Here is a 26,272-nt window from a genome sequence, read left to right as displayed (position 1 = left end):
AGGGCACGGCCTGGAAGATAAGCCAGACAAAAATAGCCCTGCAAATAGACCGGCGATTATACGCACAAGTCACCTGGGAGACCGCGATGCTGGAAAGCGCTCGTTATGAATGTCCCTATTGCGGGGAGGAAGTTGAGACATCCGTGGACTTGTCCGGCGGCGACCAGACCTACATCGAGGATTGTCAGGTGTGTTGCCGGCCAATCACCTTTGTCCTGCAGGTACATGGTGAGGAATGGCATCTCGAGGTCTTCAGCGAAAACGACTGACGGGGGCAACACCGATGCAGCGAATCTACGAGCTGGAAAACCTGATGGAAGGCGAGTTGCTGCAGGGGATGCTTGCCAGTGAGGGCATCACGGCGCACCTGGTGGGGCGGGATCTGGTCGGTGGCGCGGGGGAACTGCCGATGTATGGATTGCTCGGGCTGGCGGTGGAAGACGATCAGGCGCAATACGCCCGGGAGTTGATCGCCGCGTACAATGCCGCGCTGCCGCTGCCCGGCGATGAACCGGACAGCTACCCTGGCACGCTGGTCTGTTAGGCTGGCGTTCGTTCGTTCGATCAAGAGTCGTGTTGCCCCATGTGTGGACGTTATGCCCTGTTTCGCTGGAACCCCACCTTCGCGGCCTTGCCCGGCTTTCCCGCCGATCAGAAGGCCCAATGGAATATTTCGCCCAACGATTCGGTGTTGATCCTGCGGGCCGGCGCCGAGGGCCAGCGCGAACTGGCCCGGGCGCGCTGGGGCCTGACGCCGCCGTGGCTGACCGACCTGTCCCGCACGCCAGCACACGCCCGGGCCGAAACCGTGGCCGAGCAGCCGATGTTCCGCGAGGCCTTGCGTCTGCGCCGCTGCCTGCTGCCGGCCAATGGTTTCTATGAGTGGCGCGGTGGCACGCGCAAGCGTCCGTACTGGCTGACGCCGGGAGAGGGTTCATCGCTGTTTTTTGCCGCGATCTGGGAGGCGTATCCGGTACAGGAACAGGTGTGGCTGAGCACGGCGGTCATTACCCAGCCGGCAGCGGGCCAGCGCCGGCCGTTGATCCTGGACGAAGAAGGCCAGCGCCTGTGGCTCGACCCCGAGACACCGCTGCATGCCTTGCAAGGGCTGCTGGCAAGCGAGCCGGCGCCATTGCGCGAGCGGGTGTTGGCCAACATGGTCAATGATCCGAAACTCAATGGGCCGGAGTGCTTGACCCCAGCTTGAGTTTTGCGGCGCTTGTACCAGCCTCATCGCGAGCAGGCTCGCTCCCGCAATAGGCTGCGGGTGTTCACAAAAAATGTGTTCACCGCCTATCCCCTGTGGGAGCGAGCTTGCTCGCGATGGCGTCATGTCAGTCAACCTCGATGCTGGCTGATCTGCCGTCATCGCGAGCAAGCTCGCTCCCACAATAGATTTTGGGCGTTACTCGTGATGCGGTTCGCCCAGGAAGGTCAACGAGGTGAACACGCCGCGGGTGGCCACGTCCTTGTTGTCCTTGAGGGCAATTTCCATTTGCGCCGCGATCACATTCAAGCCTTCGTTGCGCACCAGCACCTTGGCCCGGCCTTCTGCGTCGGTTTCAGTCGATACGGTGTTCGGTGCGCTGCGGTAGTCGCCCACCAGTTTCACACCGGCCACCGGTTTGCCATCCAGCAGCACCCGTACCGGCAATGACTGGCCCGGGCCAACGGTCAGCGGGTCGACTTCCGGCAGGATCACGAACTTGATCGGTGCCAGCGCCGGCAGTTTCGCCCCCGGCTCATAGATCGCCAGGCTGTACTTGAACGTGTGGGTCGACTCGATCGCCCCGGACACTTTGCTGCGGCCTTCGTTGATCCACTTCTTGTCGGCCGTTTGGGACCACATGCCGTTGTCCAGCGCCACGGCCAGCACCGCGGGCGGCTTGAGCGGTTGCAGGCGGGCGTGGTCCTGCAGGCGCTCTACCGTGACCGGGATCATCTTGCCGCCCAGGTCATAGGCCCAGGCGCCGCTGACTTTCTGCGCCTTGAAGGCATTGTCTTCGGCGCCGTGGCCGTAGATCACTTCGATGTTGCCGCGACGCTGTTCGGTCCACAGGCCATGGGCCGAGGCTTGTGTGGCCAGGAGCAGGCCGAGCAGGGCGAAGGTCTTGGGGTATTTCATGCTGACTTCCTTTATAGATCGAGGGTGAGGCTGACAGTGAAGTTGCGCGGATCGCCGGGGGTAACCCAGTAGTTGCTGTAGGAGCGCTCGTAGTATTTTTCGTCGAAGACGTTGTTCAGGTTCAGGCCCACGGTGACGTCATCGCTGGCTTTGTAATGGGCCAGCAGGTCCACGGTGTGATAAGCCGGGAGTTCGAAATCCTTGCCGGCTTCGCCCGAGCGATCGCCGACGTACGTGAACGCCGCGCCGACATCCGAATCGCGCAGGTGGCCGTCCTGGAATTCGTAGACCCCCAGCAGGCTGGCGCTGTGTTTGGCGACGCCGAGGATCCGGCTGCCGGTGGGAATTTCCTGGTCACCCTTGGTCACTTCGGCATCGATGTAGGCATAGGCGCCGATTACCCGCACCGCGTCGGTCACCTGCCCGGTGAATTGCAGGTCGATGCCCTGGCTGCGGGCCTTACCCATGGCACTGTAGAAATCAGTCCCGGCGATCTGGGCCAGGACGTTTTCCTTTTCTATATGGAACGCCGCCAGGGTGGTGCTCAGGCGATCGTCGAACAATTCGCTCTTGATCCCCACTTCATAGCCGACGCCTTCTTCGGGGTCGAAGGATTTACCGCCGGCATCCAGGCCATTGTTGGGTTTGAACGAGGTGGAGGCGTTGGCGAACAGGCCAACCTCGGGCGTCAGTTGATACAGCAGGCCGGCCCGCTGCGTCAGGGCATCGTGGCGTTGGCGGTTGGTGCGATTGCGGGTGTGATCGTCGATGCTCTGCTCGAAATGCTCATAGCGCACCCCGAGCATGCCCCGCAACTTGTCGGTGAAGACGATCTGGTCCTGCAGGTTCAATGCGCGGCTTTGCACACGCTCGAAAAAATCCGTGCCGGTACGATCGCCATTGGGTTTCGGCTGGCCGTAGACCGGCTGATAGATGTCGATGGGGTAAGCGCCGGCGATGTTGGTCACGCGCTCGTTCTTGCGGTAATCCTCGTATTCACTGCCGATCAGCAGTTCGTGCTGCCACGGGCCGAGGTCGAACAGACCACGCAATTCCAACTGGGTGATGCTGTCGTGCCAATCGTTGTCGCGCTCGCGATAGCGGCGGTCCACCGTGTGGCCATCGGCGTTCAGCGGGCGCGCTTCGGAGGCGAAGCCCCAGAGTTCACCCTGCTTGTAATGGCTGGCCAGGCGCAGCTGCCAGGTGTCGTTGAGCTGATGTTCGAGGGCGGCCTGGAGCATGTTGTTGTGATTGTCGATGTCGCCGTCGTTGGGCTCGCCCAAAAAGGTCGAGCGGGAAACGCCGCTCCAGCGATTGTTCGGGGCGACGATGCCTCGGTCGAACGTCGAGCTGTGGCGCACGATTTCGCTTTCCACCAGTAACCGGGTGTCAGGGCTCAATTGCCAACTGATGGAAGGCGCGACGAAGACGCGCTTGCTGTCGACGTGATCGCGAAAGCTGTGATTATCCTCGACCGCCAGGTTGACCCGCGACAACAGGTTGCCTTCGGTGTCCAGTGGCGTGTTGACGTCCAGCGCGGTGCGGTAGCGATCCCAGCTGCCGGCGCTGGTTTGCAAGGTGGTGAAGGCTTCGGGCTGGGGTTTCTTGGTGACTATGTTCACCGTACCGCCGGGATCGCCCCGGCCATACAGGCTGGCTGCCGGGCCCTTGAGCACTTCGATGCGTTCGATGTTCGCCGCGTCCGGGGTACTCGGATAACCGCGGTTGGCGCTGAAGCCGTCCTTGTAGAACTCCGATGTGGTGAAGCCGCGCACGCTGTATTCGTAGAGCGTCAGGCCACCGAAATTGTTCTGCTTCGATACACCGCCGGCGTATTCCAATGCCCGTTCGACGTTGGTGCTGCCCAGGTCCTTGAGCACGCTGGCGGGAATCACGCTGATCGATTGCGGGATGTCGCGCAAGGCCGTGTCGGTTTTGGTGGCACTGGCAGAGCGGGTGGCGCGATAGCCTGTGACAGGCCCGGTGGCGGATTCGTAGTCGGACGTCACGGTGATGGCGTCCAGTTCCAGGGGTTGGCTTTCTTCGGCGTAGGCGGGATCGGCGAGCAAGCCCAGGGCGAGACTGGCAACGGAAATCCGTTTCAGGGATGACATGTTATGTTGTTCCAATTTTTAGTATTGAAACAATATAACACTACTAATGAGAATTTATGCTATCTGTATTTTCAGGTGAGTCAGGATGAGATGATCGTCCCCACGCTCTGCGTGGGAATGCATACCGTGACGCTCTGCGTCACTTCCAGCAGTGGAACGCAGAGCGTCCCAGGCGACATTCCCACGCAGGAGCGTGGGAACGATCGATTCGCGCTAGTCGGCTATGACGCGGCTTACTGCTCTTCCTTGAGCACCACCGGCGCCGGCGGTGGGCGCAGGCCGATTTCAGCGGTGAGCTTGAGCTCCTTGCCGTTGCGCATGACCTGGATCGTCACCTTGTCGGTGGGCTTGATCCGCGCCACCTGGTTCATCGAGCGGCGGCCATCGCCGGCCGGCTCGCCATCGATGCTCAGGATCACATCGCCCAGTTGCAGGCCGGCCTTCTGCGCCGGGCCGTCGCGGAAAATCCCCGCCACCACGATGCCGGGCCGCCCGGACAAGCCGAAGGACTCCGCCAGTTCCTGGGTCAGCGGTTGGACTTCAATGCCCAGCCAGCCGCGAATCACTTGGCCGTGTTCGATGATCGACTTCATCACCTCCATCGCCAGCTTCACCGGAATGGCGAAACCGATGCCCTGGCTGCCGCCGGACTTGGAGAAGATCGCCGTGTTGATCCCGGTGAGGTTGCCGTTGGCATCCACCAGCGCGCCGCCGGAGTTGCCGGGGTTGATCGCGGCGTCGGTCTGGATGAAATCCTCGTAGTTGTTCAGGCCCAACTGATTGCGCCCGGTGGCGCTGATGATGCCCATGGTCACGGTCTGGCCGACGCCGAACGGGTTGCCGATGGCCAGGGTCACGTCGCCGATGCGGATGCTGTCGGAGCGGCCGATGGTGATGGCCGGGAGGTTCTTGAGGTCGATCTTCAGCACCGCGAGGTCGGTTTCCGGGTCGCTGCCGATCACCCGGGCCAGGGTTTCGCGGCCGTCCTTGAGGGCCACCACTATCTGGTCGGCACCGCTGGTGACGTGGTTGTTGGTCAAAATATAACCTTCCGGGCTCATGATCACGCCCGACCCCAGGCTCGACTCCATGCGCTTCTGCTTGGGCGAGTTGTCGCCGAAGAAGCGCCGGAATTGCGGGTCTTCGAACAACGGATGGCTGGGTTTGTTGATGACCTTGGTGGTGTACAGGTTCACCACGGCTGGCGCGGCGGTGGTCACGGCGTCGGCATAGGACACCGGACCCTGTTGCACCGCCTTGGTTTGCGGCGCCTGCTGCAAGTTGACGTCGAGGCTCGGCAGGCCCACCCATTCCGGGTAGCGCTGGATAATCAGTAGAGCGACAAGCACGCCGGCCAACAGCGGCCAGCCGGAAAAACGCAGCGCCTTGAGCATTAAGCACGTCCTACAAAGGTTGCAGGCGGTATGAGACCGCCCATAATGTCGCGCATTATACGAGGCCGCGCGCGCCTCTGAACGGGATATTTAGGAGTCTTTTCATGGCCGTAGCCCTGAACACCCTGGTTGAAGAAGCGGACCGTTACCTGGCCAGCAGCCGGATTGCCGATTATTGCCCTAATGGCCTGCAGGTCGAAGGTGCGCCCCAGGTGATGCGCATCGTCAGCGGCGTCACCGCCAGCCAGGCGTTGCTCGACGCTGCCGTCGAGGCCGAGGCTGATCTGGTGCTGGTGCATCACGGTTACTTCTGGAAGGGCGAAAACCCTTGCATCACCGGCATGAAACAGCGTCGCCTCAAGACGTTGCTCAAGCATGACATCAGCCTGCTGGCCTATCACTTGCCTTTGGACTTGCACCCTGAGGTGGGCAATAACGTGCAGTTGGCCCGCCAGTTGGACATCACCGTCGAGGGACCGCTGGATCCGGACAACCCCAAGATCGTCGGCATGGTCGGCTCCCTGTCCGAACCGATGACGGCGCGGGATTTCGCGCGCAAGGTCCAGGAAGTCATGGGGCGAGAGCCGTTGTTGATCGAAGGCGAGCAGATGATCCGCCGGGTCGGTTGGTGCACCGGTGGTGGCCAGGGCTATATCGATCAGGCGGTGCTGGCCGGCGTCGACCTGTACCTCAGCGGCGAGGCGTCGGAGCAGACGTTCCACAGCGCGCGGGAAAACGGCATCAGCTTCATCGCCGCCGGGCATCATGCCACCGAGCGCTATGGCGTCCAGGCGCTGGGTGATTATCTGGCGCGACGCTTTGCCCTGGAGCACATCTTCATCGATTGCCCGAATCCCATCTGATTCACTGATGAACCCTTATGGGAACGAGCCTGTGGGAGCAAAGCTTGCTCGCGATAGCGGCGTTGCTTGTGCCGACGTCATCGCGAGCAAGCTTTGCTCCCACAGGGTTCACTGCCTCCCACAAAAAAAAGCTTTGCTCCCACAGAGTTCACTGGCTCCCCCAGAACTCACCGCAATGCCCGAACCACTGGGCATATCCATATGCTGTTTCGATCTAGTTGGCGCCCTGATTAGAAGAGGTCGCTGTGCTAGGATTCCCCGCTCGAACACGGCCCGCTGGCCGTTCATAAGAAAGTTTTCGTGAGTAGCCATGGTCGACAAACTGACGCATCTGAAACAGCTGGAGGCGGAAAGCATCCACATCATCCGCGAGGTGGCCGCCGAGTTCGATAACCCGGTGATGCTGTACTCCATCGGTAAAGACTCCGCCGTGATGCTGCACCTGGCACGCAAGGCGTTCTTCCCCGGCAAGCTGCCGTTTCCGGTGATGCACGTCGACACCCGCTGGAAATTCCAGGAAATGTACAAGTTCCGCGACCGCATGGTCGAGGAACTGGGCCTGGATTTGATCACCCATGTGAACCCGGACGGCGTGGCGCAGGGCATCAACCCATTCACCCACGGCAGTGCCAAGCACACTGACATCATGAAGACCGAAGGCCTCAAGCAGGCCTTGGACAAATATGGTTTCGACGCCGCGTTCGGCGGTGCCCGTCGCGATGAAGAGAAATCCCGCGCCAAGGAGCGCGTGTACTCGTTCCGCGACAGCAAGCACCGCTGGGACCCGAAGAACCAGCGCCCGGAGTTGTGGAACGTCTACAACGGCAAGGTCAACAAAGGCGAGTCGATCCGGGTATTCCCGCTGTCGAACTGGACCGAGCTGGACATCTGGCAGTACATCTACCTTGAAGGCATCCCGATCGTGCCGCTGTACTTTGCCGCCGAGCGTGAAGTGATCGAGAAGAACGGCACGCTGATCATGATTGACGACGAGCGCATCCTCGAGCACCTGTCCGACGAAGACAAAGCCCGTATCGTCAAGAAGAAAGTGCGTTTCCGTACCCTTGGCTGCTACCCGTTGACGGGCGCGGTGGAGTCCGAGGCCGAAAGCCTGACGGACATCATCCAGGAAATGCTCCTGACGCGAACTTCCGAGCGCCAGGGCCGGGTCATCGACCACGATGGCGCAGGCTCGATGGAAGATAAAAAACGTCAAGGTTATTTCTAAGGGGCTGTCATGTCGCATCAATCTGATTTGATCAGCGAGGACATCCTCGCCTACCTGGGCCAGCACGAGCGTAAAGAGCTGCTGCGCTTTTTGACCTGCGGTAACGTCGACGACGGCAAGAGCACCCTGATCGGGCGCCTGCTGCACGACTCCAAGATGATCTACGAAGATCACCTGGAAGCCATCACCCGCGATTCGAAGAAAGTCGGCACCACCGGTGACGATATCGACCTGGCGTTGCTGGTCGACGGCCTGCAGGCCGAGCGCGAGCAAGGCATCACCATCGATGTCGCCTACCGCTATTTCTCCACCGCCAAGCGTAAATTCATCATCGCCGATACCCCCGGCCATGAGCAGTACACCCGCAACATGGCCACCGGTGCCTCCACCTGTGACCTGGCGATCATCCTGGTGGACGCGCGCTACGGCGTGCAGACCCAGACCCGTCGCCACAGCTTCATCGCCTCGTTGCTGGGCATCAAGCACATCGTCGTGGCCATCAACAAGATGGACCTCAAGGACTTCGACCAGGGCGTGTTCGAGTCGATCAAGGCCGACTACCTGAAGTTCGCCGAAGGCTTGAAGATGAAACCCACTACCATGCACTTCGTGCCGATGTCTGCCCTCAAGGGCGACAACGTGGTGAACAAGTCCGAGCGTTCGCCGTGGTACACCGGCCAGTCACTGATGGAAATCCTCGAGACCGTGGAAGTGGCGGGCGACCGTAACTTCACCGACCTGCGTTTCCCGGTGCAGTACGTCAACCGTCCGAACCTGAACTTCCGCGGTTTCGCCGGCACCCTTGCCAGCGGCATCGTGCACAAGGGCGACGAAGTGGTGGTGCTGCCGTCGGGCAAGAGCAGCCGCGTGAAATCCATCGTCACCTTCGAAGGCGAGTTGGAACATGCAGGTCCTGGCCAGGCGGTAACGCTGACCATGGAAGACGAAATCGACATCTCCCGTGGCGACCTGCTGGTGCATGCCGACAACGTGCCGCCGGTCACCGACAGCTTCGAAGCGATGCTGGTGTGGATGGCCGAAGAACCGATGCTGCCGGGCAAGAAATACGACATCAAGCGCGCCACCAGCTACGTGCCGGGCTCGATTGCCAGCATCGTCAACAAGGTGGATGTGAACACCCTTGAAGAAGGTCCGGCCAGCGCATTGCAGCTCAACGAAATCGGCAAGGTGAAGATCGCCCTGGATGCGCCGATCGCCTTGGACGGTTACGAGAGCAACCGCACCACTGGTGCGTTCATCGTCATCGATCGCCTGACCAACGGCACGGTCGGTGCCGGCATGATCGTCGCCCAGCCGCTGGCTCACGGCAGCAGCACGCACCACGGCAAACTGGCCCATGTGTCGGTGGAAGAACGCGCCCAGCGCTTCGGCCAACAACCGGCCACGGTCCTGTTCAGTGGCCTGTCGGGCGCTGGCAAAAGCACGCTGGCCTATGCGGTCGAGCGCAAGTTGTTCGACTCGGGCCGTGCGGTCTTTGTCCTCGATGGCCAGAACCTGCGCCATGACCTGAACAAGGGCTTGCCGCAGGATCGCGCCGGGCGTACCGAGAACTGGCGCCGGGCGGCTCATGTCGCCCGTCAGTTCAACGAAGCCGGCCTGCTGACCCTCGCCGCGTTCGTTGCGCCGAATGCCGAAGGGCGTGAGCAGGCGAAGGACCTGATCGGCAAGGAGCGTCTGCTGACGGTCTACGTCCAGGCCTCGCCAGCGGTGTGCGCCCAGCGTGATCCGCAAGGGCTGTATGCCGCCGCCGGCGACAACATCCCGGGTGAGTCCTTCGCGTATGACGTGCCGCTGGATGCCGACCTGGTGATCGACACCCAGGCGCTGACGTTGGAAGAGAGCGTCAAGCAGGTGCTGGATCTGCTGCGCAAGCGTGGGGCGATCTAAGGCAAGTCGCTGTAACAAAAAGCCCGCAGATGAGTGATCATCTGCGGGCTTTTTGTTGTCTTGAAGGACGCTATCGCGAGCAAGCTCGCTCCCACAATGGTCAGCGGTGGAGCAAATGTGGGAGCGAGCTTGCTCGCGATGAGGCCAGTACAGGCGCCTCAAGACTTGCAGGGATACTCCCGATGCATCTGCGCAAGCAACGCATCCTTGTCCTGCCACAACTGGTTGATCCAGCCCTGGAACTCCAGGCGATACACGCCGTCCTGGTCGTAGTTCTTGCCAATGAACTGCGCTGGGATCTTCAGTTCCTGGAAATGCACCACCACCTCTCCAACGTTGCCGCAGAGCAAATCCCAATACCCCGGACGACCGCCCGGATAATGAATGGTCACGTTGATGATCGATTCCAGTTGCTCACCCATGGCATCCAGTACAAACGCGATGCCGCCGGCCTTGGGCTTGAGCAGGTAGCGAAACGGTGACTGCTGCTGGGCATGCTTGCTGTCGGTGAAGCGCGTGCCTTCGACGAAGTTGAAAATGCCCACAGGGTTGTCGCGAAACTTCGCGCAGGTCTTGCGGGTGGTTTCCAAGTCCTTGCCTTTCTTTTCCGGGTGTTTTTCCAGGTAAGCCTTGGAGTAGCGCTTCATGAACGGGAAGCCCAGCGCCCACCAGGCCAGGCCGATCACCGGCACCCAGATCAGTTCCTGCTTGAGAAAGAACTTCAACGGCCGGATGCGTCGGTTCAGCACGTACTGCAACACCATGATGTCGACCCAGCTCTGGTGGTTGCTGGTGATCAGGTACGAATGCTGGTAGTCCAGGCCCTCCAGGCCGCTGAGGTGCCAGCGGGTACGACGCAGCAGGTTCATCCAGGCCTTGTTGTTGCTGATCCAGGCCTCGTGGATGTGCCCCATCAGCCAGTCGGTGAAGCGCTGGGCGGTGGGGAAGGGCAGCAACAGCTTGAAAATCGCCACGATGAACAGCGGCGTGCAGCAGGCGATGGTGTTCAGCGCCAACAGCAGCGAGGCAATGACGCCGCGCAAGGGGGCAGGCAAGAAGTCCAGCATTTAAATGTCCAAAGGTCGGTTGGCGGCTTGGATCGCGGTCAGGGCGATGGTGTACACGATGTCGTCGACCTGGGCGCCGCGGGGCAAGTCATTTACCGGTTTGCGCAAGCCTTGCAGCATCGGCCCGAGGCTGACGCAATCGGCGCTGCGCTGCACGGCCTTGTGGGTGGTGTTGCCGGTGTTGAGGTCCGGGAAGATGAACACCGTCGCCCGGCCGGCCACCTGGCTGTTGGGCGCCAATTGCCGTGCCACGGTTTCGTTGGCGGCGGCGTCGTATTGCAACGGACCATCGATCAACAGGCCGTGCTGGGCCTCGTGGGCCAGCAGGGTGGCTTCGCGAACTTTTTCCACTTCTTCGCCACTGGCCGATTCACCGCTGGAGTAGCTGAGCATCGCCACTCGCGGCGTGATGCCGAACGCGGCGGCCGAGTCGGCACTTTGCAGGGCGATTTCCGCCAGTTCCGCAGCGCTGGGGTGCGGGTTCATCACGCAGTCGCCGTAGACCAGCACTTCTTCGGGAAACAGCATGAAAAACACCGAGGACACCAGCGAGCATCCTGGCGCGGTCTTGATCAGTTGCAGCGCCGGGCGGATGGTGTTGGCGGTGGAATGGATGACCCCGGATACCAGCCCGTCCACTTCATCCAGGGCCAGCATCATGGTGCCGATGACCACGGTGTCTTCCAGTTGCTGCTCGGCCATCGGCGCGTTCAGGCTTTTGCTCTTGCGCAACCTCACCATCGGTTCGACATAACGCTCGCGAATCGAATCCGGATCGAGAATCTCCAGGCCCGGTGGCAGTTCGATACCTTGGGCGCGGGCCACTGCCTCGACGTCGGCCGGTTTTGCCAGCAACACGCAGCGGGCAATGCCCCGGGCCTGGCAAATGGCGGCGGCCTGGACGGTCAACGGTTCGCTGCCTTCGGGCAGCACAATGCGTTTGTTGGCGGCCTGGGCGCGTTGGATCAACTGATAGCGGAACACCGCTGGCGACAGGCGCATTTCCCGTGGCGTGCCGCAGCGCTGGTGCAGCCATCTGGCGTCCAGATGACTGGCGACAAAATCGGTGATGATCTCCGCACGTTCGCGGTCATCAATGGGGATTTCCTTGTTCAAACCGTTGAGCAGGTTGGCAGTGTCATAGGAGCCGGTGCTCACCGACAGCACCGGCAACCCCGCCTGCAAGGCGCCGCGACACAAATCCATGATGCGCGGGTCGGGCAGGGTGTCGCTGGTCAACAGCAGGCCGGCCAGTGGCACGCCGTTGATCGCCGCCAGGCTCACGGCGAGGATGATGTCGTCACGATCGCCGGGGGTCACCACCAGCACGCCGGGTTTGAGCAGTTCCACGGTGTTGCGCATGGTGCGGGCGCAAATGATGATGTTGCTCATGCGCCGGGTTTCGTAGTCGCCGGCATTGAGCACCTGCGCGCCCATCAGGTCGGCCACGTCGCGGGTGCGCGGGGCGTTGAGTTCGGGGCGAAACGGGATGCAACCGAGCAGGCGGAAATCGCCGCTGCGCAGCAAGGGCGAGTGCTCCTTGAGCCGTGCGGAAAACGCCTCCATGCTTTCGTCGGTGCGGACCTTGTTCAGGATCACCCCGAGAACTTTCGGGTCCTTCGGGCCGCCAAACAACTGCGCCTGCAACTCTACCCGGCCAGACAGTTCGGTCAGTACTTCGTTTTCCGGCGCCGACACCAGGATGACCTCGGCGTCCAGGCTCTTGGCCAGGTGCAGGTTGACCCGGGCGGCGTAGCTGGCATTGCGGGTCGGGACCATGCCTTCGACGACCAGCACGTCCTTGCCGATGGCCGCTTGCTGGTAAAGGGTGATGATTTCTTCCAGCAGCTCATCAAGCTGGCCGTCGCCGAGCATGCGCTCGACGTGCGCCAGGCCCAGGGGCTGCGGCGGCTTGAGGCCATGGGTGCGGGCCACCAGTTCGGTGGAACGTTCCGGCCCGGTGTCGCCGGGGTGAGGTTGGGCAATGGGTTTGAAAAAGCCGACTTTCAGCCCGGCCCGTTCAAGGGTACGCACCAGCCCGAGGCTGATGGAGGTCAGGCCCACACCAAAATCGGTGGGCGCGATAAAAAAAGTTTGCATGCGGATTCTCTAGGGGGGCCGATGGCGTGACCTATGACTGGTCATCTACCCACAATTCAGTTGCCAAGGTTATCGCTAACCGGGCCTTGAGCGCACCAGCCGCAATCAAAGGGCTGGCCTATTTTTTCAATACGTTGCGCCGGGTCCAGCACCCAGGCGCGGGACTGCCATGGCGGCTGGTGGCGCAGATGCTGGGTATGGCCACAGGACAGCTCGGCCACCCAGTGCCCGTCCTCGTCCTGATAGAAACCGGTGACCGTCGGTCTGTTCGAACAGGCCCGTTTGTCCGGGTTCCGTTCGCTTTCGGGCAAATCCTTGTTTAGACTTGTCCGTTCTTCATTCTTATGCAAAAGGTCTCGCCCCATGCTGATCGCCGCCAATAAGGCTGTCTCCATCGACTATACCCTGACCAACGACGCTGGTGAGGTCATCGACAGCTCTGCCGGCGGCGCTCCGCTGGTCTACCTGCATGGCGCAGGCAACATCATCCAGGGCTTGGAAAAAGCCCTGGAAGGCAAAACGGTCGGTGACGACCTGAACGTTACCGTCGAGCCGGAAGACGCTTACGGTGAATACTCCGCCGAACTGGTCAGCACCCTGAGCCGCAGCATGTTCGAAGGCGTCGATGAGCTGGAAGTGGGCATGCAGTTCCACGCTTCTGCCCCCGATGGCCAGATGCAGATCGTCACCATCCGCGACCTGGAAGGCGACGACGTCACCGTTGACGGCAACCACCCGTTGGCCGGCCAGCGCTTGAACTTCAAGGTCAAGATCGTCGACATTCGTGACGCCAGCCAAGAAGAAATTGCCCATGGTCACGTCCATGGCGAAGGCGGCCATCACCACTGATTTGTGCGCTACGCTCAAATGACCAGTGAACTGGAAAGGCGCCATACGGCGCCTTTTTAGTCGGTTGCTGTTAGCATCAACCATGGCTGTTTCGAAAAGATCCGCAAACCTGGAGTTCGTCATGAGTGCTTTCCACGACCTTAAACTCAAAGCCCTGGATGGTCAGGAGCTTGCTCTGGCGCCGTTCAAGGGGCAAGTCGTGCTGGTGGTCAACGTCGCCTCCAAATGTGGCCTGACACCTCAGTACGCGGCGCTGGAAAATCTTTATCAGCAATACAAGGCCAAGGGGTTCAGCGTACTGGGCCTGCCCTGCAATCAGTTCGCCGGGCAAGAGCCGGGGACCGAGCAGGAAATCCAGGATTTTTGCAGCCTCAACTATGGCGTGACCTTCCCGCTGTCCAGCAAGCTGGACGTGAACGGTCATGAGCGTCACCAGTTGTACCGCCTGCTGGCGGGCGAGGGGGCCGAGTTTCCCGGGGACATTACCTGGAACTTCGAAAAATTCCTGCTCGGCAAGGACGGTCGGGTCCTGGCGCGTTTCTCACCGCGTACGGCGCCGGATGATCCTGCCGTGATCCAGGCGATCGAAAAAGCGCTGGCTTGATCCCAAGAATTTGTAGCGATCCCTTTGTGGCGAGGGAGCTTGCTCCCGCTGGGCTGCGAAGCGGCCCTGGTTTTTTTGCGGTTGCTGCGCAACCGAGCGGGAGCAAGCTCCCTCGCCACAGGGGCGTGCTCGAGGCTGCGGTACGCATCACTCCCTTTTGATCCTTAATCATTCAAATCAATAGTGCTACCCAGCGCTTACCATGCTCCATATTATCGTCGTCATATCCGACCTGTGACTTCGTCCCGTGGAGTGCCTCATGCCTGCAAAAGCCCTGTTCAAACCTTTCCACCTCGGCGCGCTCGAGTTGCCGACCCGGGTGGTGATGGCGCCAATGACCCGTTCCTTTTCGCCGGGCGGTGTGCCCAATGCCAAGGTCATCGAGTATTACCGTCGCCGTGCGGCGGCCGGGGTCGGCCTGATCATCACCGAGGGCACGACGGTTGGGCACAAGGCCTCCAACGGCTACCCGAACGTGCCGCATTTCTATGGCGACGCCGCTCTGGCCGGCTGGAAGAACGTGGTTGATGCGGTACACGCCGAAGGCGGCAAGATCGTTCCACAGCTTTGGCATGTGGGCAGTGTGCGACGCATCGGCACCGAGCCGGACGCCAGCGTGCCGGGCTATGGCCCGAGCGAAAAACTCAAGGACGGCCAGGTGGTGGTCCACGGCATGACCCAGGCGGACATTGACGACGTCATCGCCGCGTTCGCCCAGGCGGCAAAAGACGCACAAAGCATCGGCATGGACGGAGTGGAAATCCACGGCGCCCACGGCTACCTGGTGGACCAGTTCTTCTGGGAAGGCAGCAACCAGCGCACCGACGGTTACGGCGGCAGCCTGGCCAACCGCTCGCGCTTTGCGATCGAATTGATCCGTGCCGTGCGCGCGGCGGTGGGCGAAGGTTTCCCGATCATTTTCCGCTTCTCCCAATGGAAACAGCAGGACTACACCGCGCGTCTGGTGCAGACCCCTGAAGCCCTGGGAGAATTCCTCAAGCCATTGTCTGACGCCGGCGTGGATATTTTCCACTGCTCGACACGGCGCTTTTGGGAGCCGGAGTTCGAAGGCTCCGAGCTGAACCTGGCCGGCTGGACCCGCAAGCTCACCGGCAAACCGACCATCACCGTCGGCAGCGTCGGCCTGGATGGCGAGTTCCTGCAGTTCATGGTCAACACCGACAAAGTCGCGCAACCGGCCAGCCTGGAGAAACTGCTGGAGCGCTTGAACAACGACGAGTTCGACCTGGTGGCGGTGGGGCGTGCGCTGCTGGTGGATCCGGACTGGGCGCAGAAAGTCCGTGAAGGGCGGGAGCAGGAGATCTTGCCGTTCAGTCGCGAGGCGTTGATGACCCTGGTTTAAGCGGCGGCTGATTCGACGCCATCGCGAGCAAGCTCGCTCCCACAGTGGATCTGGGTTGAACACAAGATATGTGTTCCCTGGGGACCGAATGTGGGAGCGAGCTTGCTCGCGATGGCGGCCTCAGCTTCTCTGAAGATTCAGCGCACCGTCGGCGCAGCAGGCATCACCTGCTCACCCACACAAACCCCTCGCAACTGCGCCTCGAACTGCTCGATCACCGACGCCCAGCCCTGGCGACTGGCATGCTGGCGCGCATTGAGCCTCACGCAACGCAAGGTCTCGCGCTCTTCCAGTAGCCAACGGGCGGCATCGCAGAACGCGTCCTCGTCCCCTGGCATTGCCAGCACGCCGTTGTAGCCGTGGCGAATATGTTGCGCCGCCGCAGCCTGATCGTAGGCCACCACACCCAGCCCGGACGCCAGCGCTTCCAACACCACATTGCCGAAGGTTTCGGTCAGGCTCGGAAAGACAAACACATCCCCGGACGCATAATGGCTGGCCAGCGCCTCGCCGCGTTGCGAGCCACAAAAGATCGCTTCGGGCAGTTCCTGTTCCAGCGCGGAGCGCTGCGGGCCGTCGCCGATCACCACCAGTTTCATCCGTCGCCCTGGGAAAGCGCTGCACAGCGTGGCGAAACTGCGCTTGAGCAGCCCGAGGTTTTTCTCCGGAGCCAGGCGTCCGACGTGGATCACGGCGATGTCATCGTCGCCCAGGCCCCACGCCTCACGCAGGCTCGCCGAGCGCTTGACCGGATGAAACAGCTGGCTGTCCACGCCGCGCGACAGCAGCGCCACGCGCTCGAAATGTCGTCGCTCCAGTTCCAGGCGCTGGCTGACGCTGGGCACCAGGGTCAGGTTGGAGCGGTTGTGAAACCAGCGCAGGTAATGGGTGAGCACGCGACTCAACAGCCCGAGGCCGTACTGTTGGGTGTATTGCTGGAAATTGGTGTGGAAGCCGCTGACTACCGAGATGCCCAGGCGTCGGGCCGCGCGCAGTGCCGACAGACCCAGCGGTCCTTCTGTGGCGATGTACAGCACGTCCGGACGCTGGCGTTTCCAGCGCCTGAGCAGTTTATGCATGGACGCCTGGCCCCACTGCAAACCCGGATAGCCCGGTAGCGGCCAGCCCCGGCACAGCAGCAACTGCTCGTCACCGGCCTGGCGTTGGTCGTCGACCTGGCGCGGCCGTATCAGCTCGACTTGATGCCCACGGGCGCGCAAGCCGTCGTACAGGCGGCCCAGGGTATTGGCCACGCCATTGATTTCCGGCGGGAAGGTTTCGGTGATCAGGGTAATGTGCAGAGGTGTGGTCATGACCCCAGTGTCGACCGGGGCCATTTCGTCATTGTGACGACAAGATGATGGATTTGTGACCGGCTCAGCCCTGACGGGCCAACGCGGTCTCGGCGCCTTGCTCACGGACCCAGAACAACGTCGCCCCGGCCACCGCTGCCGGCATCATCAGGATGTTCACCACCGGGATCAGCAGCACCAGGTACACGCTGCCGCCAAAGCCCAGGCTCTGCCAGCGTTTTTCCCGCAGCCAGGCGAGCATCTCGTTCCAGCCCAGCTTGTGGTTGTCCGCCGGGTAGTCGATGTACTGGATTGCCATCATCCACACGCCGAACAGCAGCCACAGCGGTGCCGCCACCAGATTGACCACGGGGATGAACGACAGCACGAACAGCCCCAGGGCACGGGGCAGGAAATAGCCGAGCTTGCGTGCTTCCCGGCCGAGGGTCCGCGGGACCATGGCGATCAACTCGGCCCAACTGAAGGCCGGGAAGTCGTCGGTGCCACGGATGACCACTTCGACTTTTTCCGCGAGAAAGCCGTTGAACGGTGCGGCGATGACGTTGGCGAGCATGGTGAAGGTGAAAAACACCATCAGCACGACGAGCACCACGAACAGTGGCCAGAGCACATAGCTGAGGAAACTGAGCCAGTCTGGCAGCGACGGCATCAGCGTATCGACCCACAGGCTGAACTGATGGCCGGCCAGGTAAATCAATCCGACGAACAGCACCAGGTTGATCGCCAGGGGCAAGAGTACGAAGAGGCGCAGGCCCGGGCTCAAGACCAGCTTGAGGCCTTCTCGCAAATATTGCGGGCCGGACAGGACGGGGGCGGGCATAGGTGACTCCGAGCGAAGGTGAACGCGCCGACCTTACCGGCTTTGCCCTGCCCGGGAAAGCGGCGACATGGCGTGTAACAACGTTTCTTGAGGCGAAGACGCCTATTGAAAGGACCGCTGGGGATAGAGCTCACCTATGAGCTGGATTGTTAAACCGTATTTCCTTAATCTTCGCTCCCTCGATACGCTGCACCCATTCTTTTCCAGGACTGTCGAACCCAAGCCTTCCCCAAGTGCGTCAACGGTCCTTTTTTATTCGCGCCGCTCACCCGGCGTTCCGGCCCGCAAGGTCCGGTCAACAGGAGCAGGTCATGTCTGAAGTGCGTCATTCGCGAGTGATTATTCTCGGTTCCGGCCCTGCCGGTTACAGCGCTGCGGTTTATGCGGCCCGTGCCAACCTCAAGCCACTGCTGATCACCGGCATGCAGGCCGGCGGCCAATTGACCACCACCACCGAAGTCGACAACTGGCCGGGCGACGTCCATGGCCTGACCGGCCCGGCCTTGATGGAGCGCATGAAGGAACACGCCGAGCGCTTCGAGACCGAGATCGTTTTCGACCACATCAATGCCGTGGATTTCGCCGCCAAGCCATACACCCTGACCGGCGACAGCGCGACCTACACCTGCGATGCCTTGATCATTGCTACCGGCGCCAGCGCTCGTTACCTGGGCCTGCCGTCGGAAGAAGCCTTCATGGGCAAAGGTGTTTCCGCCTGCGCCACCTGCGACGGTTTCTTCTACCGCAACAAGCCAGTGGCGGTGGTCGGCGGCGGCAACACCGCGGTCGAGGAAGCGCTGTACCTGGCCAACATCGCCAGCACGGTCACCCTGATCCACCGTCGCGAGACTTTCCGCGCCGAGAAGATCCTGATCGACAAGCTCAATGCCCGCGTCGCCGAAGGCAAGATCATCCTCAAGCTCAACGCGACCCTGGACGAAGTGCTGGGCGACAACATGGGCGTGACCGGTGCCCGCCTGAAGAACAACGACGGCAGCTTCGACGAGATCAAGGTTGACGGCGTCTTCATCGCCATCGGCCACACCCCGAACACCTCGCTGTTCGAAGGCCAACTGGAACTCAAGGACGGCTACCTGGTGGTCAAGGGCGGCCGCGACGGCAACGCCACTGCCACCAGCGTCGAAGGTATCTTCGCGGCCGGCGACGTGGCCGACCACGTCTACCGCCAGGCGATCACCTCGGCCGGTGCCGGTTGCATGGCAGCCCTGGACACCGAGCGCTACCTGGATGGCCTGCAGAACGCTTCGTTCTGATTCCTCGGGTACAAAAAAACCGGCTTCGGCCGGTTTTTTCATGCCTGGATACCTGCTGCTGAACCCCTGTGGGAGCGAGCTTGCTCGCGATGGCGGTGTATCAGTCAACATCGATGTTGGCTGACCTGACGCTATCGCGAGCAAGCTCGCTCCCACAGGGTTCTGTGCGGTCAGGAGGACCGTGTTCAGGCCAGCTTCGCCAAGCACGCCTCCAGGATATCCAAGCCTTCCTCCAACACGGCCGGCTCGGTCGTCAACGGCGCCAGCAATCGAACGATGTGCCGCGATTTTCCGCTGGGCATCAGCAGCAAACCCGATTCCAGCGCCAGGGCCAGCAGTTGCGTCAGTTGTGCCGAGGCTGGGGTGCCGTCGGCGTGGGTCAGCTCGATACCGCGCATCGCGCCGATACCGGTCAGGCGGCCCAGATAGGGCGTCAGCCCACGGCTGCGCCAGGATTGGTAGCGGCTGACGATCGCCTCCTCCTGTTGTGAGCCCCAGGCGTGCAGGTTGGCGTCGGTCATTTCATCCAGGGTCGCCAGGGCGGCGGCGCAGGCGATGGGATTGCCCGAGTAGGTGCCACCGAGGCCGCCCTTGGGCAGATTGTCCAGCAGCGCCTTGCGTCCCACCACCGCACCCAAGGGCACGCCGCCGGCAATGCTTTTACCCAGCAAAATCAGGTCGGGCTCGATGCCCAGTCGCGAGAAGGCAAAGCGCTGGCCGGTGCGGCCGAAGCCGGACTGGATCTCATCGGCGATCAGTACAATCCCCTTGTCGTCGCAGAACTGTCGCAGGGCCTGGGCGAAGGGCGCGTCCATCGCCAGGAAGCCGGCCTCGCCCTGCACCGGCTCGACAATGAAACAGGCCACATCATTCACGTCGATCTCGACGCTGAACAGCCGCTCCATGGCCTTCAAGGCTTCTTCGCCGGTGACGCCGTTGTCCTTGCTGGGGTACGGCAGGTGATACACCGGTCCGGGCAGTACGCCAACCTTCTGTTTGTAAGGCGCGACCTTGCCGTTGAGGTTGAGGGTCGCCAGGGTGCGGCCGTGAAAGGCGCCATCAAACGCGATCACGGCGGTACGGCCCGTGGCGCCGCGTACGATCTTCAAGGCGTTCTCCGCCGCTTCGGCGCCACTGTTGGTGAGCATGCCGCTGACCGGATAATCCACCGGGACAAACGCCGCCAGGCGTTCCATCAATTCAATGTAGGGGGCGTGGGGCGCGGCATTGAATGCGTAGTGCGTCAGCCGGGTGGCCTGTTCACGGATTGCCTCGACAATGCGCGGATGGCAATGGCCGAGGTTCAACACACCGATGCCGCCGACGAAATCGATGTAGCGTTTACCGTCGGTGTCCCAAACCTCGGCATTCTTGCCGTGGCTGAGGCTGACGGGATGCACGATGGAGATCGATTGGCTGATGGTTTCGCTGCTCATGGATGACGGCTCGGACAATGGAGAAATTTCCGTTATCTAAGCCGCGAGCAGAGGGGCCCGGCAAACGAAATAAAGTTGCCGGGTCAATCTTAAAAGTCGGGATGTGGGGCGGAAGGATTTATTTGCGGGAGGAAGACCTGTGGGAGCATGGCTTGCCCGCGATGAACGATAACGCGGTTCGGCTGTTAAACCTCGGCGCGCCCATCGCGGGCAAGCCATGCTCCCACAGATGAATGCCCTCGCCACAGAAGAGGGCTGCAAGAATTTGTGGATCAGCGCCGCTGCAGCGGCTGTGCCTCGAACGTCACACCGGCCAGCCCATGGGCCATCAGCGCGCGGATATTGCCGTGATCGCTGCCTTCGGGTGTGGCCAGCACCGAACGGTAATGTTCGCCGAACGCCAGGAGCGCTTCTTCATCGCTCAAGCCTTCGAGCAGCGCCAGGCCCAGGGTCTTGCACGAACCTTCGTTCTGCCCGGCGGCGTTTTGCACGCCACCGTTGTTGAAGGCCTGGGGCTGGTAGTCGTAACCGGCGGCGATGAAGGCCAGGGTGTCGGCGAAGGCATGTTCGCCACTCTTGAGGCGGATACGCAGGGAATTGAGATCAGGCATCGGGTTTTCCTTTGGCGAACGCCGCCTGTTGTTCGGCGCTGGCTTCTTTCTGGTATTGGGCTTTCCACTCGGCGTACGGCATGCCGTAGACCACTTCGCGGGCGTCGTCGAGGCTGACCTCGATCTGGCGCTCATCGGCGGCGGCCTTGTACCACTTGGACAGGCAGTTGCGGCAGAAACCGGAGAGGTTCATCAGGTCGATGTTCTGCACATCCTTGCGGCTGTCCAGGTGGGCAACCAGCCGACGGAAAGCGGCGGCTTCGAGTTCGAGGCGTTGTTGGTCGTTCATGGTGTTCCCTGACGGGCAGCGACAAGCGGCGGGCTTCGAGCTGCAAATTGGATGGCGTTGATCAGGCTTGAAGTTTACCGCTTGACGCGTGTAGCGGCTACGAAGCCGCCCGGCTTGCCGCAAGGGTAATCGACACTGACTCGGCAAATCGCAAGGCGTGGGGCTTGTCGACTTCGACTTCGGCGTACAGCACCGATTCGTTGGCCATGACCAGGTCGAGCAATTCCTGGGTCAGGCGTTCGAGCAGGGCGAAGCGGTTGCCTTCCACGTGGGCGATGATCGCCTTGGTGATGGTGCGGTAGTTCAGCGCGTGGTCGATGTCGTTGTCGCGTACTGCTTCCTGGGCGGCGTAGAGGATGGTCAGGTTGATCAACACATCCTGCTTGTTGAGGATTTCATCCTCGTTGATGCCGATGAAGGTGCGCAGGCGCAGGTCCTTGACCTTGATGCGTGCCATGGCTGGCTGAAGTTGTGGCATTTAATTGCTCCGTCGAATCAATTGCAGGAACTCCTGGCGCGTGGTGCTGGAATCGCGAAAAGCGCCGAGCATCACCGAGGTGTTCATGGTCGAGTTCTGTTTTTCGACACCGCGCATCATCATGCACATGTGCTGGGCCTCGATCACCACCGCCACGCCAGCGGCCTGGGTGACCTGCTGCACCGCGTCGGCGATTTGCCGGGTCAGGTTCTCCTGGATTTGCAGGCGGCGGGCGAACATGTCCACCAGCCGGGCGATCTTCGACAGCCCCAGGACCTTGCCCGTAGGAATATAAGCCACATGGGCCTTGCCAATGAAGGGCAACAGGTGATGCTCGCAGAGTGAATAAAGTTCGATGTCGGCGACGATCACCATTTCATCGCTGTCAGAGGCGAACAGCGCGCCATTGACGATCTGCTCGACGCTTTGTTCATAGCCATGGCAGAGGTACTGCATGGCCTTGGCGGCACGGACCGGGGTATCGAGCAGACCCTCGCGTTCGGGGTTTTCCCCCAGGCCTATAAGGATCTCGCGGTAGTTCTGGGGCAGGGATAGCGTCATGGTGCATCCTCGAAACAAAGCTATTTGACGTGCCGCCCGCCGTTGACGGTCAGGGTCGTGCCGGTGACATAAGGGTTGTCCAGCAGATAACGCAGGCTCTGGTAGATCACTTCGCTGCCGGGTTCGATGCCCAGCGCGGACTTGGCCAGGGCCTTGGCGCGGTAAGCCGCGTCGTCTTCGGGGTTGAACAGTAGCAGGGCTGGGGCGATGCCGTTGACCTTGATCGCCGGGGCGAACTTCGCCGCGAACGACAGGGTAAGACTTTCCAGGCCAGCCTTGGTGGCGCAATAGGCGATATGCCGGGCGCTGCCCTTGCGGGTCACATCATCGCTGATGTGCACGATATCCGCCGGGGCTGAACGCTGCAGCAGCTCGGCGCAGTGCAGGTTGATCAGGTAGGGCGCAAGCATGTGCACGCCGAACATGGCGTTGAAGGCCGCGGCTTCGCTGCCTGGGCCCTCGGCCAGCCAGGCCGAGGCGTTGTGCACGATGGCCCGCAGCCGGTCGGTGTGCTGCTTGAGTTGTTCGATAAAGGCCAGGATCCCCGCTTCGCTGGAGAAGTCGGCAAACAGCATGACCGCGCCCAGGTCCCGCAACGTTTGCACGCCTGGGCGTTCGGTGCGATAGGTCGCGATCACCGGTTGCCCGTCTTCCAGCAATCGCCGGGCGCAATGCAGGCCGACGCGCTGGGCTGCGCCAGTGATCAGGATCGGAGCGGTGGCGCTGGACATAGGACGGCTCGGTTCACGGCAAGAGCAAAACTATAACAGCGACGCGGGGCGCCTCCTATGTCCAAAGGTGAATCCAGAGCTTCCCTGTGGGAGCGAGCTTGCTCGCGATAGCGGACTGACAGGCAATACCTGGTGTGGATGTACCTGCCTCATCGCGAGCAAGCTCGCTCCCACAGGTTTGAGGCTCCCACGGGGATCAATGTTGAAGCTGGCGACATCAATGATTCTGCGTAGCCGGCAACGTTCGCTGTGGCGCGCCGTTGAGCCAGTTCGCCAGCAGATGGGTCGACATCGGGATAAACAGGTAGACCATCAGTGGCGTCAGGATCAGCGTGCTGATGAACACCCGGCTCAACAGGCCCAGTTCGCTCAGCAGCGGCCCCAAGAGGAAATTGAACAACAGCGAGACGGGAAAAAACGCCAGCCAGATGGCCACGGCCTGTTTCCAACGTGGCGGACGCTGACCGACTGCGCCGAACCAGCCATCGATGCCACGCACCCGGTGTTCGGAGGGATGGGCAAACAGATCGCTGCCCCGTCCCAGCCAGGCCGTGCGGGAGGCCGAGTGTTCCCAGGCGTGCAGCGTCTGCTCGTCGGCAAAACGGAAGATGATCTGGAATTCATCGTCCTCGGGCGGTGGTGCGAGCACGCCCGAACCCAGGTAGCCGGGAAAGTCGGTTGCCAGTTGTTCGCCTTCGCGCAACCAGGCGATCAGATCCTGATAGCGTCCATTGGCGACGCGGCGGGCGACCATCAGGGTGACGGGTGAGGTAGACATTATGTATCTCCGAAAGACAGGCGCGGCACTCCGGGTAGGAGGTTCGCTGGGGACGCCCCGGGGTGGTGGGTAGCGTCTGGTCGCCAAAAAACAGGCAAGGATTATTCCTGATTGTGCGTAAAACAACAAAACCGCACACCGAGTACGTTTATCCTTGTCATGACATGTCCTGGGAGGGGTAAACTAGGATCCAATTTGCCAGCCGGAATTGTCTGCCAAAATGAGTGTAATCACAGAGGATGGCTTCGTTTTCCAGGCATCAGGTGCCTTGAAGCGGGAAGACCTGTTTCCCATTCGCGAAGTCGCGCGCATGACCGGCGTTAACCCCGTGACCCTGCGCGCCTGGGAGCGGCGCTACGGTTTGATCCAGCCCACCCGCACCGAAAGCGGGCATCGTCTGTATTCGTTGGGCGATATTGAAAAGGTGCGCAGCATCCTGGCGTGGATAGAGCGCGGGGTGGCCGTCAGCAAAGTGGGAAAGATCCTGGCGAAGACCGAGTCGGTGCAACCGGTCTCCACGCTGATTTCATCCGATCTGATCAGGGCCGATCATGCTCGCTGGCAACAGCAGGTGGCGGATGCGGTTAGCAACTTTGACGATGTGGAGTTGGATCGCGTCTACGGGCAGGTCTTTTCCACCTATACCGTGCCAATCGTCTTCCAGGACATCCTGATGCCGCTTTGGCGACAGCTATTGCAACGCCAGCAGGCTTTCGGGCAAGCCAGCGAATGGGTGTTTCTCGATGGTTTCCTGCGTTCGCGCATCATCCAGCGGCTTTTGCTCAAGCGCGAAGGTGCGTCGCCGCGTGTCCTGGTCTGCGCGATTGCCGATCATTGCCATGAACTGGAGTTGCTGGTTACAGGGCTGCTCCTGTCAAAGGCGGAAGTGGGCGTCAGGCTGTTGTCGATCGGCCTGCCGTTCGAGGAACTGACCCTGGTGTGCCAGAAGATCCAGCCGGTGGCATTGGTGCTGGTTTCCAATCATGCGCCAGCGGCCGATCTACCTAAACGCTTGGGGAAGTTGGCAATGAGCCTGGATTGCCCGTTGATGCTGGCCGGTGAAGCATCCGATCTGGCACAGGAGAGCCTGGTTGGATCGTCGATCGGTTGTCTGGGGAGTGAGGGGACAGTGATGCGCCAGCGCCTGCGTCAATTTCTGGCAGGCAACCTGGATACCTAAATCAGAGGTGCATGGTCGGATGGGTCAGGCGATGTTGCTGCAGGATGTACTGGCGCAGGCGCTCCGTCTCGTCCTGGTCATTCTGGCTCAGGTGGTAGGCAAACAGGCCGCGATCGGTTTCCCGTTCGAAGGTGCCTCGCAACGAAATTCTCTCGTAGCCTGATGGGCTGAACCACAAGGCAAACTGCTTTGGCGGTTTGGTCCGACTGCGGTTCTCCAGCAATACGCCTTTGCAGGAGACTTCGTGGACCCACAGCGGTCCCGGTTGACCCTTGATATTTTCCAGCGCCACCGGCTCTTCGAGCGTCAGGCGCCAGGGGCGTATCTTCGGTCCGTCCTCGTAGATGCTTGGCACACCCAGGCGCAGGTGCATCGCATGGAATTCGTCTTCCACCAGATGCAGCGGAAAGGTCATTTGCTGGTTTTCGAAATTGGCTTGCAGCGTAACCTGCTCATTTGCCGCCAGACGTGTCAGCAAGTCACGGATCTGCGACCCACCGTTTACCAGCAAGCTCGACGTGACATCCCGCTCGTTCAACTGCGGGTTGTGTTGCATGGTCCGGATGAAATCCAGTTCATCCTGCGTCAGGAGGGCATCGCGCTGCATGATCTGCTCGAAATGATAATTTACGTGTTCACTGGTGATTGTAGTGACTGACCATTAATTCGTGGTTTTGTTTGAACCGTTCGTCGCTTCGAGCCGGGCAATTGTCTCCCGCGCTTCGGCCAGCTCCTTTTCCAGCTGGGCGACGCGTTGTTGAGCCTTGACCTGGGTCGTGACGTCTTTTTGCACACCCACGAAATAGGTATGCCCGTCAGCCTGGTTTTTTACCGTGGACAAGGACAACTCATTCCAGAACGGCGTGCCGTCCTTGCGGTAGTTGCGCAGCACCTCACGACAGGCGCCGCCCTCTTTCAAGGCCTGGCGGATGGGCTCCAGCGAGGCCTGGTCCCGATCACCCGATTGCAGGAACCGGCAATCCTGATAAAGGATTTCGTCACGGTGATAACCGGTCAATCGTTCGAAGGCCGGGTTCACGTAGATCAGGATATTGTCTTCGCCTTCTTTTTCGGCGATGACAATCCCGTCGTTCGAAGCATTGATGACCAGTTGCATCAGTTGAGCGTTGATCATGGAGAGAGCCCTTTGAAACGTCCTTGTTGGAGCAGCATTCTAAAAGAAATC

The 26,272-nt window shown here is 61.2% G+C and carries 28 protein-coding genes; 11 read left to right on the top strand and 17 right to left on the bottom strand.

Annotation, left to right across the window (positions count from 1 at the left end):
• Positions 1-86: 86 nt before the first annotated feature.
• Genes Q7F16_RS18370 through Q7F16_RS18360 form a run of 3 tightly spaced genes read left to right on the top strand, consistent with a single transcriptional unit; the run spans position 87 to position 1,207 of the window.
• Positions 87-269 (top strand): CPXCG motif-containing cysteine-rich protein, encoded by a 183-nt coding sequence (locus Q7F16_RS18370; RefSeq protein ID WP_041476139.1) that lies wholly within the window; start codon positions 87-89, stop codon positions 267-269.
• A 14-nt stretch (positions 270-283) separates the two neighbouring features.
• Positions 284-544: a putative signal transducing protein gene (locus tag Q7F16_RS18365; RefSeq protein ID WP_014340166.1), complete on the top strand. Its 261-nt coding sequence runs from the start codon at positions 284-286 to the stop codon at positions 542-544.
• Positions 545-583: 39 nt separating this feature from the next.
• Complete coding sequence (locus Q7F16_RS18360; RefSeq protein WP_046063546.1) at positions 584-1,207, top strand: SOS response-associated peptidase; 624 nt, start codon at positions 584-586, stop codon at positions 1,205-1,207.
• A gap of 198 nt (positions 1,208-1,405) precedes the next feature.
• Here Q7F16_RS18360 and Q7F16_RS18355 read toward each other — a convergent pair whose 3' ends face one another.
• The 3 genes from Q7F16_RS18355 to algW form a co-directional block, all read right to left on the bottom strand.
• Positions 1,406-2,125, bottom strand: coding sequence for a DUF4198 domain-containing protein (locus Q7F16_RS18355; protein WP_409556158.1), 720 nt, complete (start codon positions 2,123-2,125; stop codon positions 1,406-1,408).
• 11 nt (positions 2,126-2,136) lie between these two features.
• Positions 2,137-4,239, bottom strand: a complete 2,103-nt coding sequence (locus Q7F16_RS18350; protein ID WP_409556157.1) for a TonB-dependent siderophore receptor — start codon at positions 4,237-4,239, stop codon at positions 2,137-2,139.
• A 233-nt stretch (positions 4,240-4,472) separates the two neighbouring features.
• Positions 4,473-5,633 (bottom strand): Do family serine endopeptidase AlgW, encoded by a 1,161-nt coding sequence (gene algW / locus Q7F16_RS18345; protein ID WP_014340162.1) that lies wholly within the window; start codon positions 5,631-5,633, stop codon positions 4,473-4,475.
• Between the two features lie 104 nt (positions 5,634-5,737).
• Between algW and Q7F16_RS18340 the strand changes: the two genes are divergently transcribed.
• The 3 genes from Q7F16_RS18340 to cysN all read left to right on the top strand — a co-directional run bounded on the left by Q7F16_RS18340 (position 5,738) and on the right by cysN (position 9,632).
• Positions 5,738-6,496: a Nif3-like dinuclear metal center hexameric protein gene (locus Q7F16_RS18340; RefSeq protein WP_409556156.1), complete on the top strand. Its 759-nt coding sequence runs from the start codon at positions 5,738-5,740 to the stop codon at positions 6,494-6,496.
• A 310-nt stretch (positions 6,497-6,806) separates the two neighbouring features.
• On the top strand, positions 6,807-7,724 hold the full coding sequence (gene cysD, locus Q7F16_RS18335; protein WP_003178041.1) for a sulfate adenylyltransferase subunit CysD: 918 nt from the start codon (positions 6,807-6,809) through the stop codon (positions 7,722-7,724).
• 9 nt (positions 7,725-7,733) lie between these two features.
• On the top strand, positions 7,734-9,632 hold the full coding sequence (gene cysN, locus Q7F16_RS18330) for a sulfate adenylyltransferase subunit CysN (RefSeq protein ID WP_046063550.1): 1,899 nt from the start codon (positions 7,734-7,736) through the stop codon (positions 9,630-9,632).
• 158 nt (positions 9,633-9,790) lie between these two features.
• Here cysN and Q7F16_RS18325 read toward each other — a convergent pair whose 3' ends face one another.
• Genes Q7F16_RS18325 through Q7F16_RS18315 form a run of 3 tightly spaced genes read right to left on the bottom strand, consistent with a single transcriptional unit; the run spans position 9,791 to position 13,194 of the window.
• Positions 9,791-10,699: an acyltransferase gene (locus Q7F16_RS18325; protein WP_046063551.1), complete on the bottom strand. Its 909-nt coding sequence runs from the start codon at positions 10,697-10,699 to the stop codon at positions 9,791-9,793.
• Complete coding sequence (gene pta / locus Q7F16_RS18320) at positions 10,700-12,799, bottom strand: phosphate acetyltransferase (RefSeq protein WP_046063552.1); 2,100 nt, start codon at positions 12,797-12,799, stop codon at positions 10,700-10,702.
• A 56-nt stretch (positions 12,800-12,855) separates the two neighbouring features.
• A complete protein-coding gene (locus Q7F16_RS18315; RefSeq protein WP_409556155.1) occupies positions 12,856-13,194 on the bottom strand; it encodes a DUF3565 domain-containing protein in 339 nt (112 codons plus the stop codon).
• Here Q7F16_RS18315 and Q7F16_RS18310 point away from each other — a divergent pair.
• From Q7F16_RS18310 to Q7F16_RS18300, 3 genes are all read left to right on the top strand, one after another.
• Positions 13,163-13,648 (top strand): FKBP-type peptidyl-prolyl cis-trans isomerase, encoded by a 486-nt coding sequence (locus tag Q7F16_RS18310; RefSeq protein WP_003205467.1) that lies wholly within the window; start codon positions 13,163-13,165, stop codon positions 13,646-13,648. The two genes, Q7F16_RS18315 and Q7F16_RS18310, sit on opposite strands and share 32 nt — an antisense overlap.
• Positions 13,649-13,769: 121 nt before the next feature.
• Entirely contained in the window at positions 13,770-14,252 is a 483-nt protein-coding gene (locus Q7F16_RS18305) for a glutathione peroxidase (protein ID WP_079302616.1), read from the top strand.
• A 259-nt stretch (positions 14,253-14,511) separates the two neighbouring features.
• The gene (locus Q7F16_RS18300; protein WP_409556154.1) at positions 14,512-15,615 is read left to right on the top strand and encodes an NADH:flavin oxidoreductase; all 1,104 of its coding nucleotides are present in this window, start codon (positions 14,512-14,514) and stop codon (positions 15,613-15,615) included.
• Positions 15,616-15,752: 137 nt separating this feature from the next.
• On the opposite strand, the gene Q7F16_RS18295 is transcribed toward Q7F16_RS18300, so the two are convergent.
• Positions 15,753-16,952, bottom strand: coding sequence for a glycosyltransferase family 4 protein (locus tag Q7F16_RS18295; protein WP_409556153.1), 1,200 nt, complete (start codon positions 16,950-16,952; stop codon positions 15,753-15,755).
• Between the two features lie 40 nt (positions 16,953-16,992).
• Positions 16,993-17,748, bottom strand: coding sequence for a sulfate transporter CysZ (gene cysZ, locus Q7F16_RS18290; protein WP_046063556.1), 756 nt, complete (start codon positions 17,746-17,748; stop codon positions 16,993-16,995).
• A gap of 311 nt (positions 17,749-18,059) precedes the next feature.
• On the opposite strand from cysZ, the gene trxB reads away from it, so the two are divergent.
• Positions 18,060-19,022, top strand: a complete 963-nt coding sequence (trxB, locus tag Q7F16_RS18285; protein ID WP_003205459.1) for a thioredoxin-disulfide reductase — start codon at positions 18,060-18,062, stop codon at positions 19,020-19,022.
• 185 nt (positions 19,023-19,207) lie between these two features.
• On the opposite strand, the gene Q7F16_RS18280 is transcribed toward trxB, so the two are convergent.
• The 7 genes from Q7F16_RS18280 to Q7F16_RS18250 form a co-directional block, all read right to left on the bottom strand.
• Positions 19,208-20,458 carry a 2-aminoadipate transaminase gene (locus tag Q7F16_RS18280; protein ID WP_409556152.1) on the bottom strand — a complete coding sequence of 417 codons (1,251 nt, stop codon included), beginning with the start codon at positions 20,456-20,458 and terminating at the stop codon, positions 19,208-19,210.
• Positions 20,459-20,730: 272 nt separating this feature from the next.
• Positions 20,731-21,069, bottom strand: a complete 339-nt coding sequence (locus Q7F16_RS18275; RefSeq protein WP_409556151.1) for a HopJ type III effector protein — start codon at positions 21,067-21,069, stop codon at positions 20,731-20,733.
• Positions 21,062-21,358 (bottom strand): DUF1244 domain-containing protein, encoded by a 297-nt coding sequence (locus tag Q7F16_RS18270; protein WP_046063559.1) that lies wholly within the window; start codon positions 21,356-21,358, stop codon positions 21,062-21,064. The genes Q7F16_RS18275 and Q7F16_RS18270 overlap by 8 nt, the downstream gene beginning before the upstream one ends.
• A gap of 97 nt (positions 21,359-21,455) precedes the next feature.
• Entirely contained in the window at positions 21,456-21,836 is a 381-nt protein-coding gene (gene folX, locus Q7F16_RS18265; protein WP_014340149.1) for a dihydroneopterin triphosphate 2'-epimerase, read from the bottom strand.
• The gene (gene folE / locus Q7F16_RS18260; RefSeq protein ID WP_003205453.1) at positions 21,837-22,397 is read right to left on the bottom strand and encodes a GTP cyclohydrolase I FolE; all 561 of its coding nucleotides are present in this window, start codon (positions 22,395-22,397) and stop codon (positions 21,837-21,839) included.
• Between the two features lie 20 nt (positions 22,398-22,417).
• Positions 22,418-23,128, bottom strand: a complete 711-nt coding sequence (gene folM / locus Q7F16_RS18255) for a dihydromonapterin reductase (RefSeq protein WP_409556150.1) — start codon at positions 23,126-23,128, stop codon at positions 22,418-22,420.
• A 217-nt stretch (positions 23,129-23,345) separates the two neighbouring features.
• The gene (locus tag Q7F16_RS18250; protein ID WP_024616612.1) at positions 23,346-23,906 is read right to left on the bottom strand and encodes an antibiotic biosynthesis monooxygenase; all 561 of its coding nucleotides are present in this window, start codon (positions 23,904-23,906) and stop codon (positions 23,346-23,348) included.
• A gap of 220 nt (positions 23,907-24,126) precedes the next feature.
• On the opposite strand from Q7F16_RS18250, the gene Q7F16_RS18245 reads away from it, so the two are divergent.
• Positions 24,127-25,086 carry a MerR family transcriptional regulator gene (locus Q7F16_RS18245; RefSeq protein WP_046063562.1) on the top strand — a complete coding sequence of 320 codons (960 nt, stop codon included), beginning with the start codon at positions 24,127-24,129 and terminating at the stop codon, positions 25,084-25,086.
• A 1-nt stretch (position 25,087) separates the two neighbouring features.
• Here Q7F16_RS18245 and Q7F16_RS18240 read toward each other — a convergent pair whose 3' ends face one another.
• Together Q7F16_RS18240 and Q7F16_RS18235 are read right to left on the bottom strand one after the other, a co-directional pair.
• Positions 25,088-25,693: a hypothetical protein gene (locus Q7F16_RS18240; protein ID WP_014340144.1), complete on the bottom strand. Its 606-nt coding sequence runs from the start codon at positions 25,691-25,693 to the stop codon at positions 25,088-25,090.
• Positions 25,694-25,747: 54 nt separating this feature from the next.
• Positions 25,748-26,221 (bottom strand): PAS domain-containing protein, encoded by a 474-nt coding sequence (locus tag Q7F16_RS18235; RefSeq protein ID WP_079302610.1) that lies wholly within the window; start codon positions 26,219-26,221, stop codon positions 25,748-25,750.
• Between the last annotated feature and the right edge of the window lie 51 nt (positions 26,222-26,272).

Origin of the sequence: Pseudomonas sp. Lb2C2, from assembly GCF_052112205.1 — a bacterium.
Taxonomy (GTDB): Bacteria; Pseudomonadota; Gammaproteobacteria; order Pseudomonadales; family Pseudomonadaceae; genus Aquipseudomonas; species Aquipseudomonas kilonensis.
Note: the sequence above shows the minus strand (reverse complement) of the source record. Positions and strands in the feature narration are given on the sequence as shown.

What these genes read in the sequence shown, in the direction of transcription:
- Q7F16_RS18360 (WP_046063546.1), top strand. Translation starts at nt 584, where the DNA reads ATGTGTGGACGTTATGCCCTGTTTCGCTGGAACCCCACCTTCGCGGCC.
- Q7F16_RS18245 (WP_046063562.1), top strand. Translation starts at nt 24,127, where the DNA reads ATGAGTGTAATCACAGAGGATGGCTTCGTTTTCCAGGCATCAGGTGCC.
- Q7F16_RS18315 (WP_409556155.1), bottom strand. Translation starts at nt 13,194, where the DNA reads ATGGAGACAGCCTTATTGGCGGCGATCAGCATGGGGCGAGACCTTTTG.
- Q7F16_RS18355 (WP_409556158.1), bottom strand. Translation starts at nt 2,125, where the DNA reads ATGAAATACCCCAAGACCTTCGCCCTGCTCGGCCTGCTCCTGGCCACA.
- pta (WP_046063552.1), bottom strand. Translation starts at nt 12,799, where the DNA reads ATGCAAACTTTTTTTATCGCGCCCACCGATTTTGGTGTGGGCCTGACC.
- Q7F16_RS18295 (WP_409556153.1), bottom strand. Translation starts at nt 16,952, where the DNA reads ATGGCCCCGGTCGACACTGGGGTCATGACCACACCTCTGCACATTACC.
- Q7F16_RS18325 (WP_046063551.1), bottom strand. Translation starts at nt 10,699, where the DNA reads ATGCTGGACTTCTTGCCTGCCCCCTTGCGCGGCGTCATTGCCTCGCTG.
- Q7F16_RS18275 (WP_409556151.1), bottom strand. Translation starts at nt 21,069, where the DNA reads ATGCCTGATCTCAATTCCCTGCGTATCCGCCTCAAGAGTGGCGAACAT.
- folM (WP_409556150.1), bottom strand. Translation starts at nt 23,128, where the DNA reads ATGTCCAGCGCCACCGCTCCGATCCTGATCACTGGCGCAGCCCAGCGC.
- cysZ (WP_046063556.1), bottom strand. Translation starts at nt 17,748, where the DNA reads ATGCCCGCCCCCGTCCTGTCCGGCCCGCAATATTTGCGAGAAGGCCTC.
- Q7F16_RS18250 (WP_024616612.1), bottom strand. Translation starts at nt 23,906, where the DNA reads ATGTCTACCTCACCCGTCACCCTGATGGTCGCCCGCCGCGTCGCCAAT.
- Q7F16_RS18235 (WP_079302610.1), bottom strand. Translation starts at nt 26,221, where the DNA reads ATGATCAACGCTCAACTGATGCAACTGGTCATCAATGCTTCGAACGAC.
- Q7F16_RS18310 (WP_003205467.1), top strand. Translation starts at nt 13,163, where the DNA reads ATGCTGATCGCCGCCAATAAGGCTGTCTCCATCGACTATACCCTGACC.
- folX (WP_014340149.1), bottom strand. Translation starts at nt 21,836, where the DNA reads ATGCCACAACTTCAGCCAGCCATGGCACGCATCAAGGTCAAGGACCTG.
- Q7F16_RS18350 (WP_409556157.1), bottom strand. Translation starts at nt 4,239, where the DNA reads ATGTCATCCCTGAAACGGATTTCCGTTGCCAGTCTCGCCCTGGGCTTG.
- Q7F16_RS18340 (WP_409556156.1), top strand. Translation starts at nt 5,738, where the DNA reads ATGGCCGTAGCCCTGAACACCCTGGTTGAAGAAGCGGACCGTTACCTG.
- Q7F16_RS18280 (WP_409556152.1), bottom strand. Translation starts at nt 20,458, where the DNA reads ATGAGCAGCGAAACCATCAGCCAATCGATCTCCATCGTGCATCCCGTC.
- folE (WP_003205453.1), bottom strand. Translation starts at nt 22,397, where the DNA reads ATGACGCTATCCCTGCCCCAGAACTACCGCGAGATCCTTATAGGCCTG.
- cysN (WP_046063550.1), top strand. Translation starts at nt 7,734, where the DNA reads ATGTCGCATCAATCTGATTTGATCAGCGAGGACATCCTCGCCTACCTG.
- Q7F16_RS18370 (WP_041476139.1), top strand. Translation starts at nt 87, where the DNA reads ATGCTGGAAAGCGCTCGTTATGAATGTCCCTATTGCGGGGAGGAAGTT.
- algW (WP_014340162.1), bottom strand. Translation starts at nt 5,633, where the DNA reads ATGCTCAAGGCGCTGCGTTTTTCCGGCTGGCCGCTGTTGGCCGGCGTG.
- Q7F16_RS18270 (WP_046063559.1), bottom strand. Translation starts at nt 21,358, where the DNA reads ATGAACGACCAACAACGCCTCGAACTCGAAGCCGCCGCTTTCCGTCGG.
- Q7F16_RS18240 (WP_014340144.1), bottom strand. Translation starts at nt 25,693, where the DNA reads ATGCAGCGCGATGCCCTCCTGACGCAGGATGAACTGGATTTCATCCGG.
- cysD (WP_003178041.1), top strand. Translation starts at nt 6,807, where the DNA reads ATGGTCGACAAACTGACGCATCTGAAACAGCTGGAGGCGGAAAGCATC.
- Q7F16_RS18365 (WP_014340166.1), top strand. Translation starts at nt 284, where the DNA reads ATGCAGCGAATCTACGAGCTGGAAAACCTGATGGAAGGCGAGTTGCTG.
- Q7F16_RS18300 (WP_409556154.1), top strand. Translation starts at nt 14,512, where the DNA reads ATGCCTGCAAAAGCCCTGTTCAAACCTTTCCACCTCGGCGCGCTCGAG.
- Q7F16_RS18305 (WP_079302616.1), top strand. Translation starts at nt 13,770, where the DNA reads ATGAGTGCTTTCCACGACCTTAAACTCAAAGCCCTGGATGGTCAGGAG.
- trxB (WP_003205459.1), top strand. Translation starts at nt 18,060, where the DNA reads ATGTCTGAAGTGCGTCATTCGCGAGTGATTATTCTCGGTTCCGGCCCT.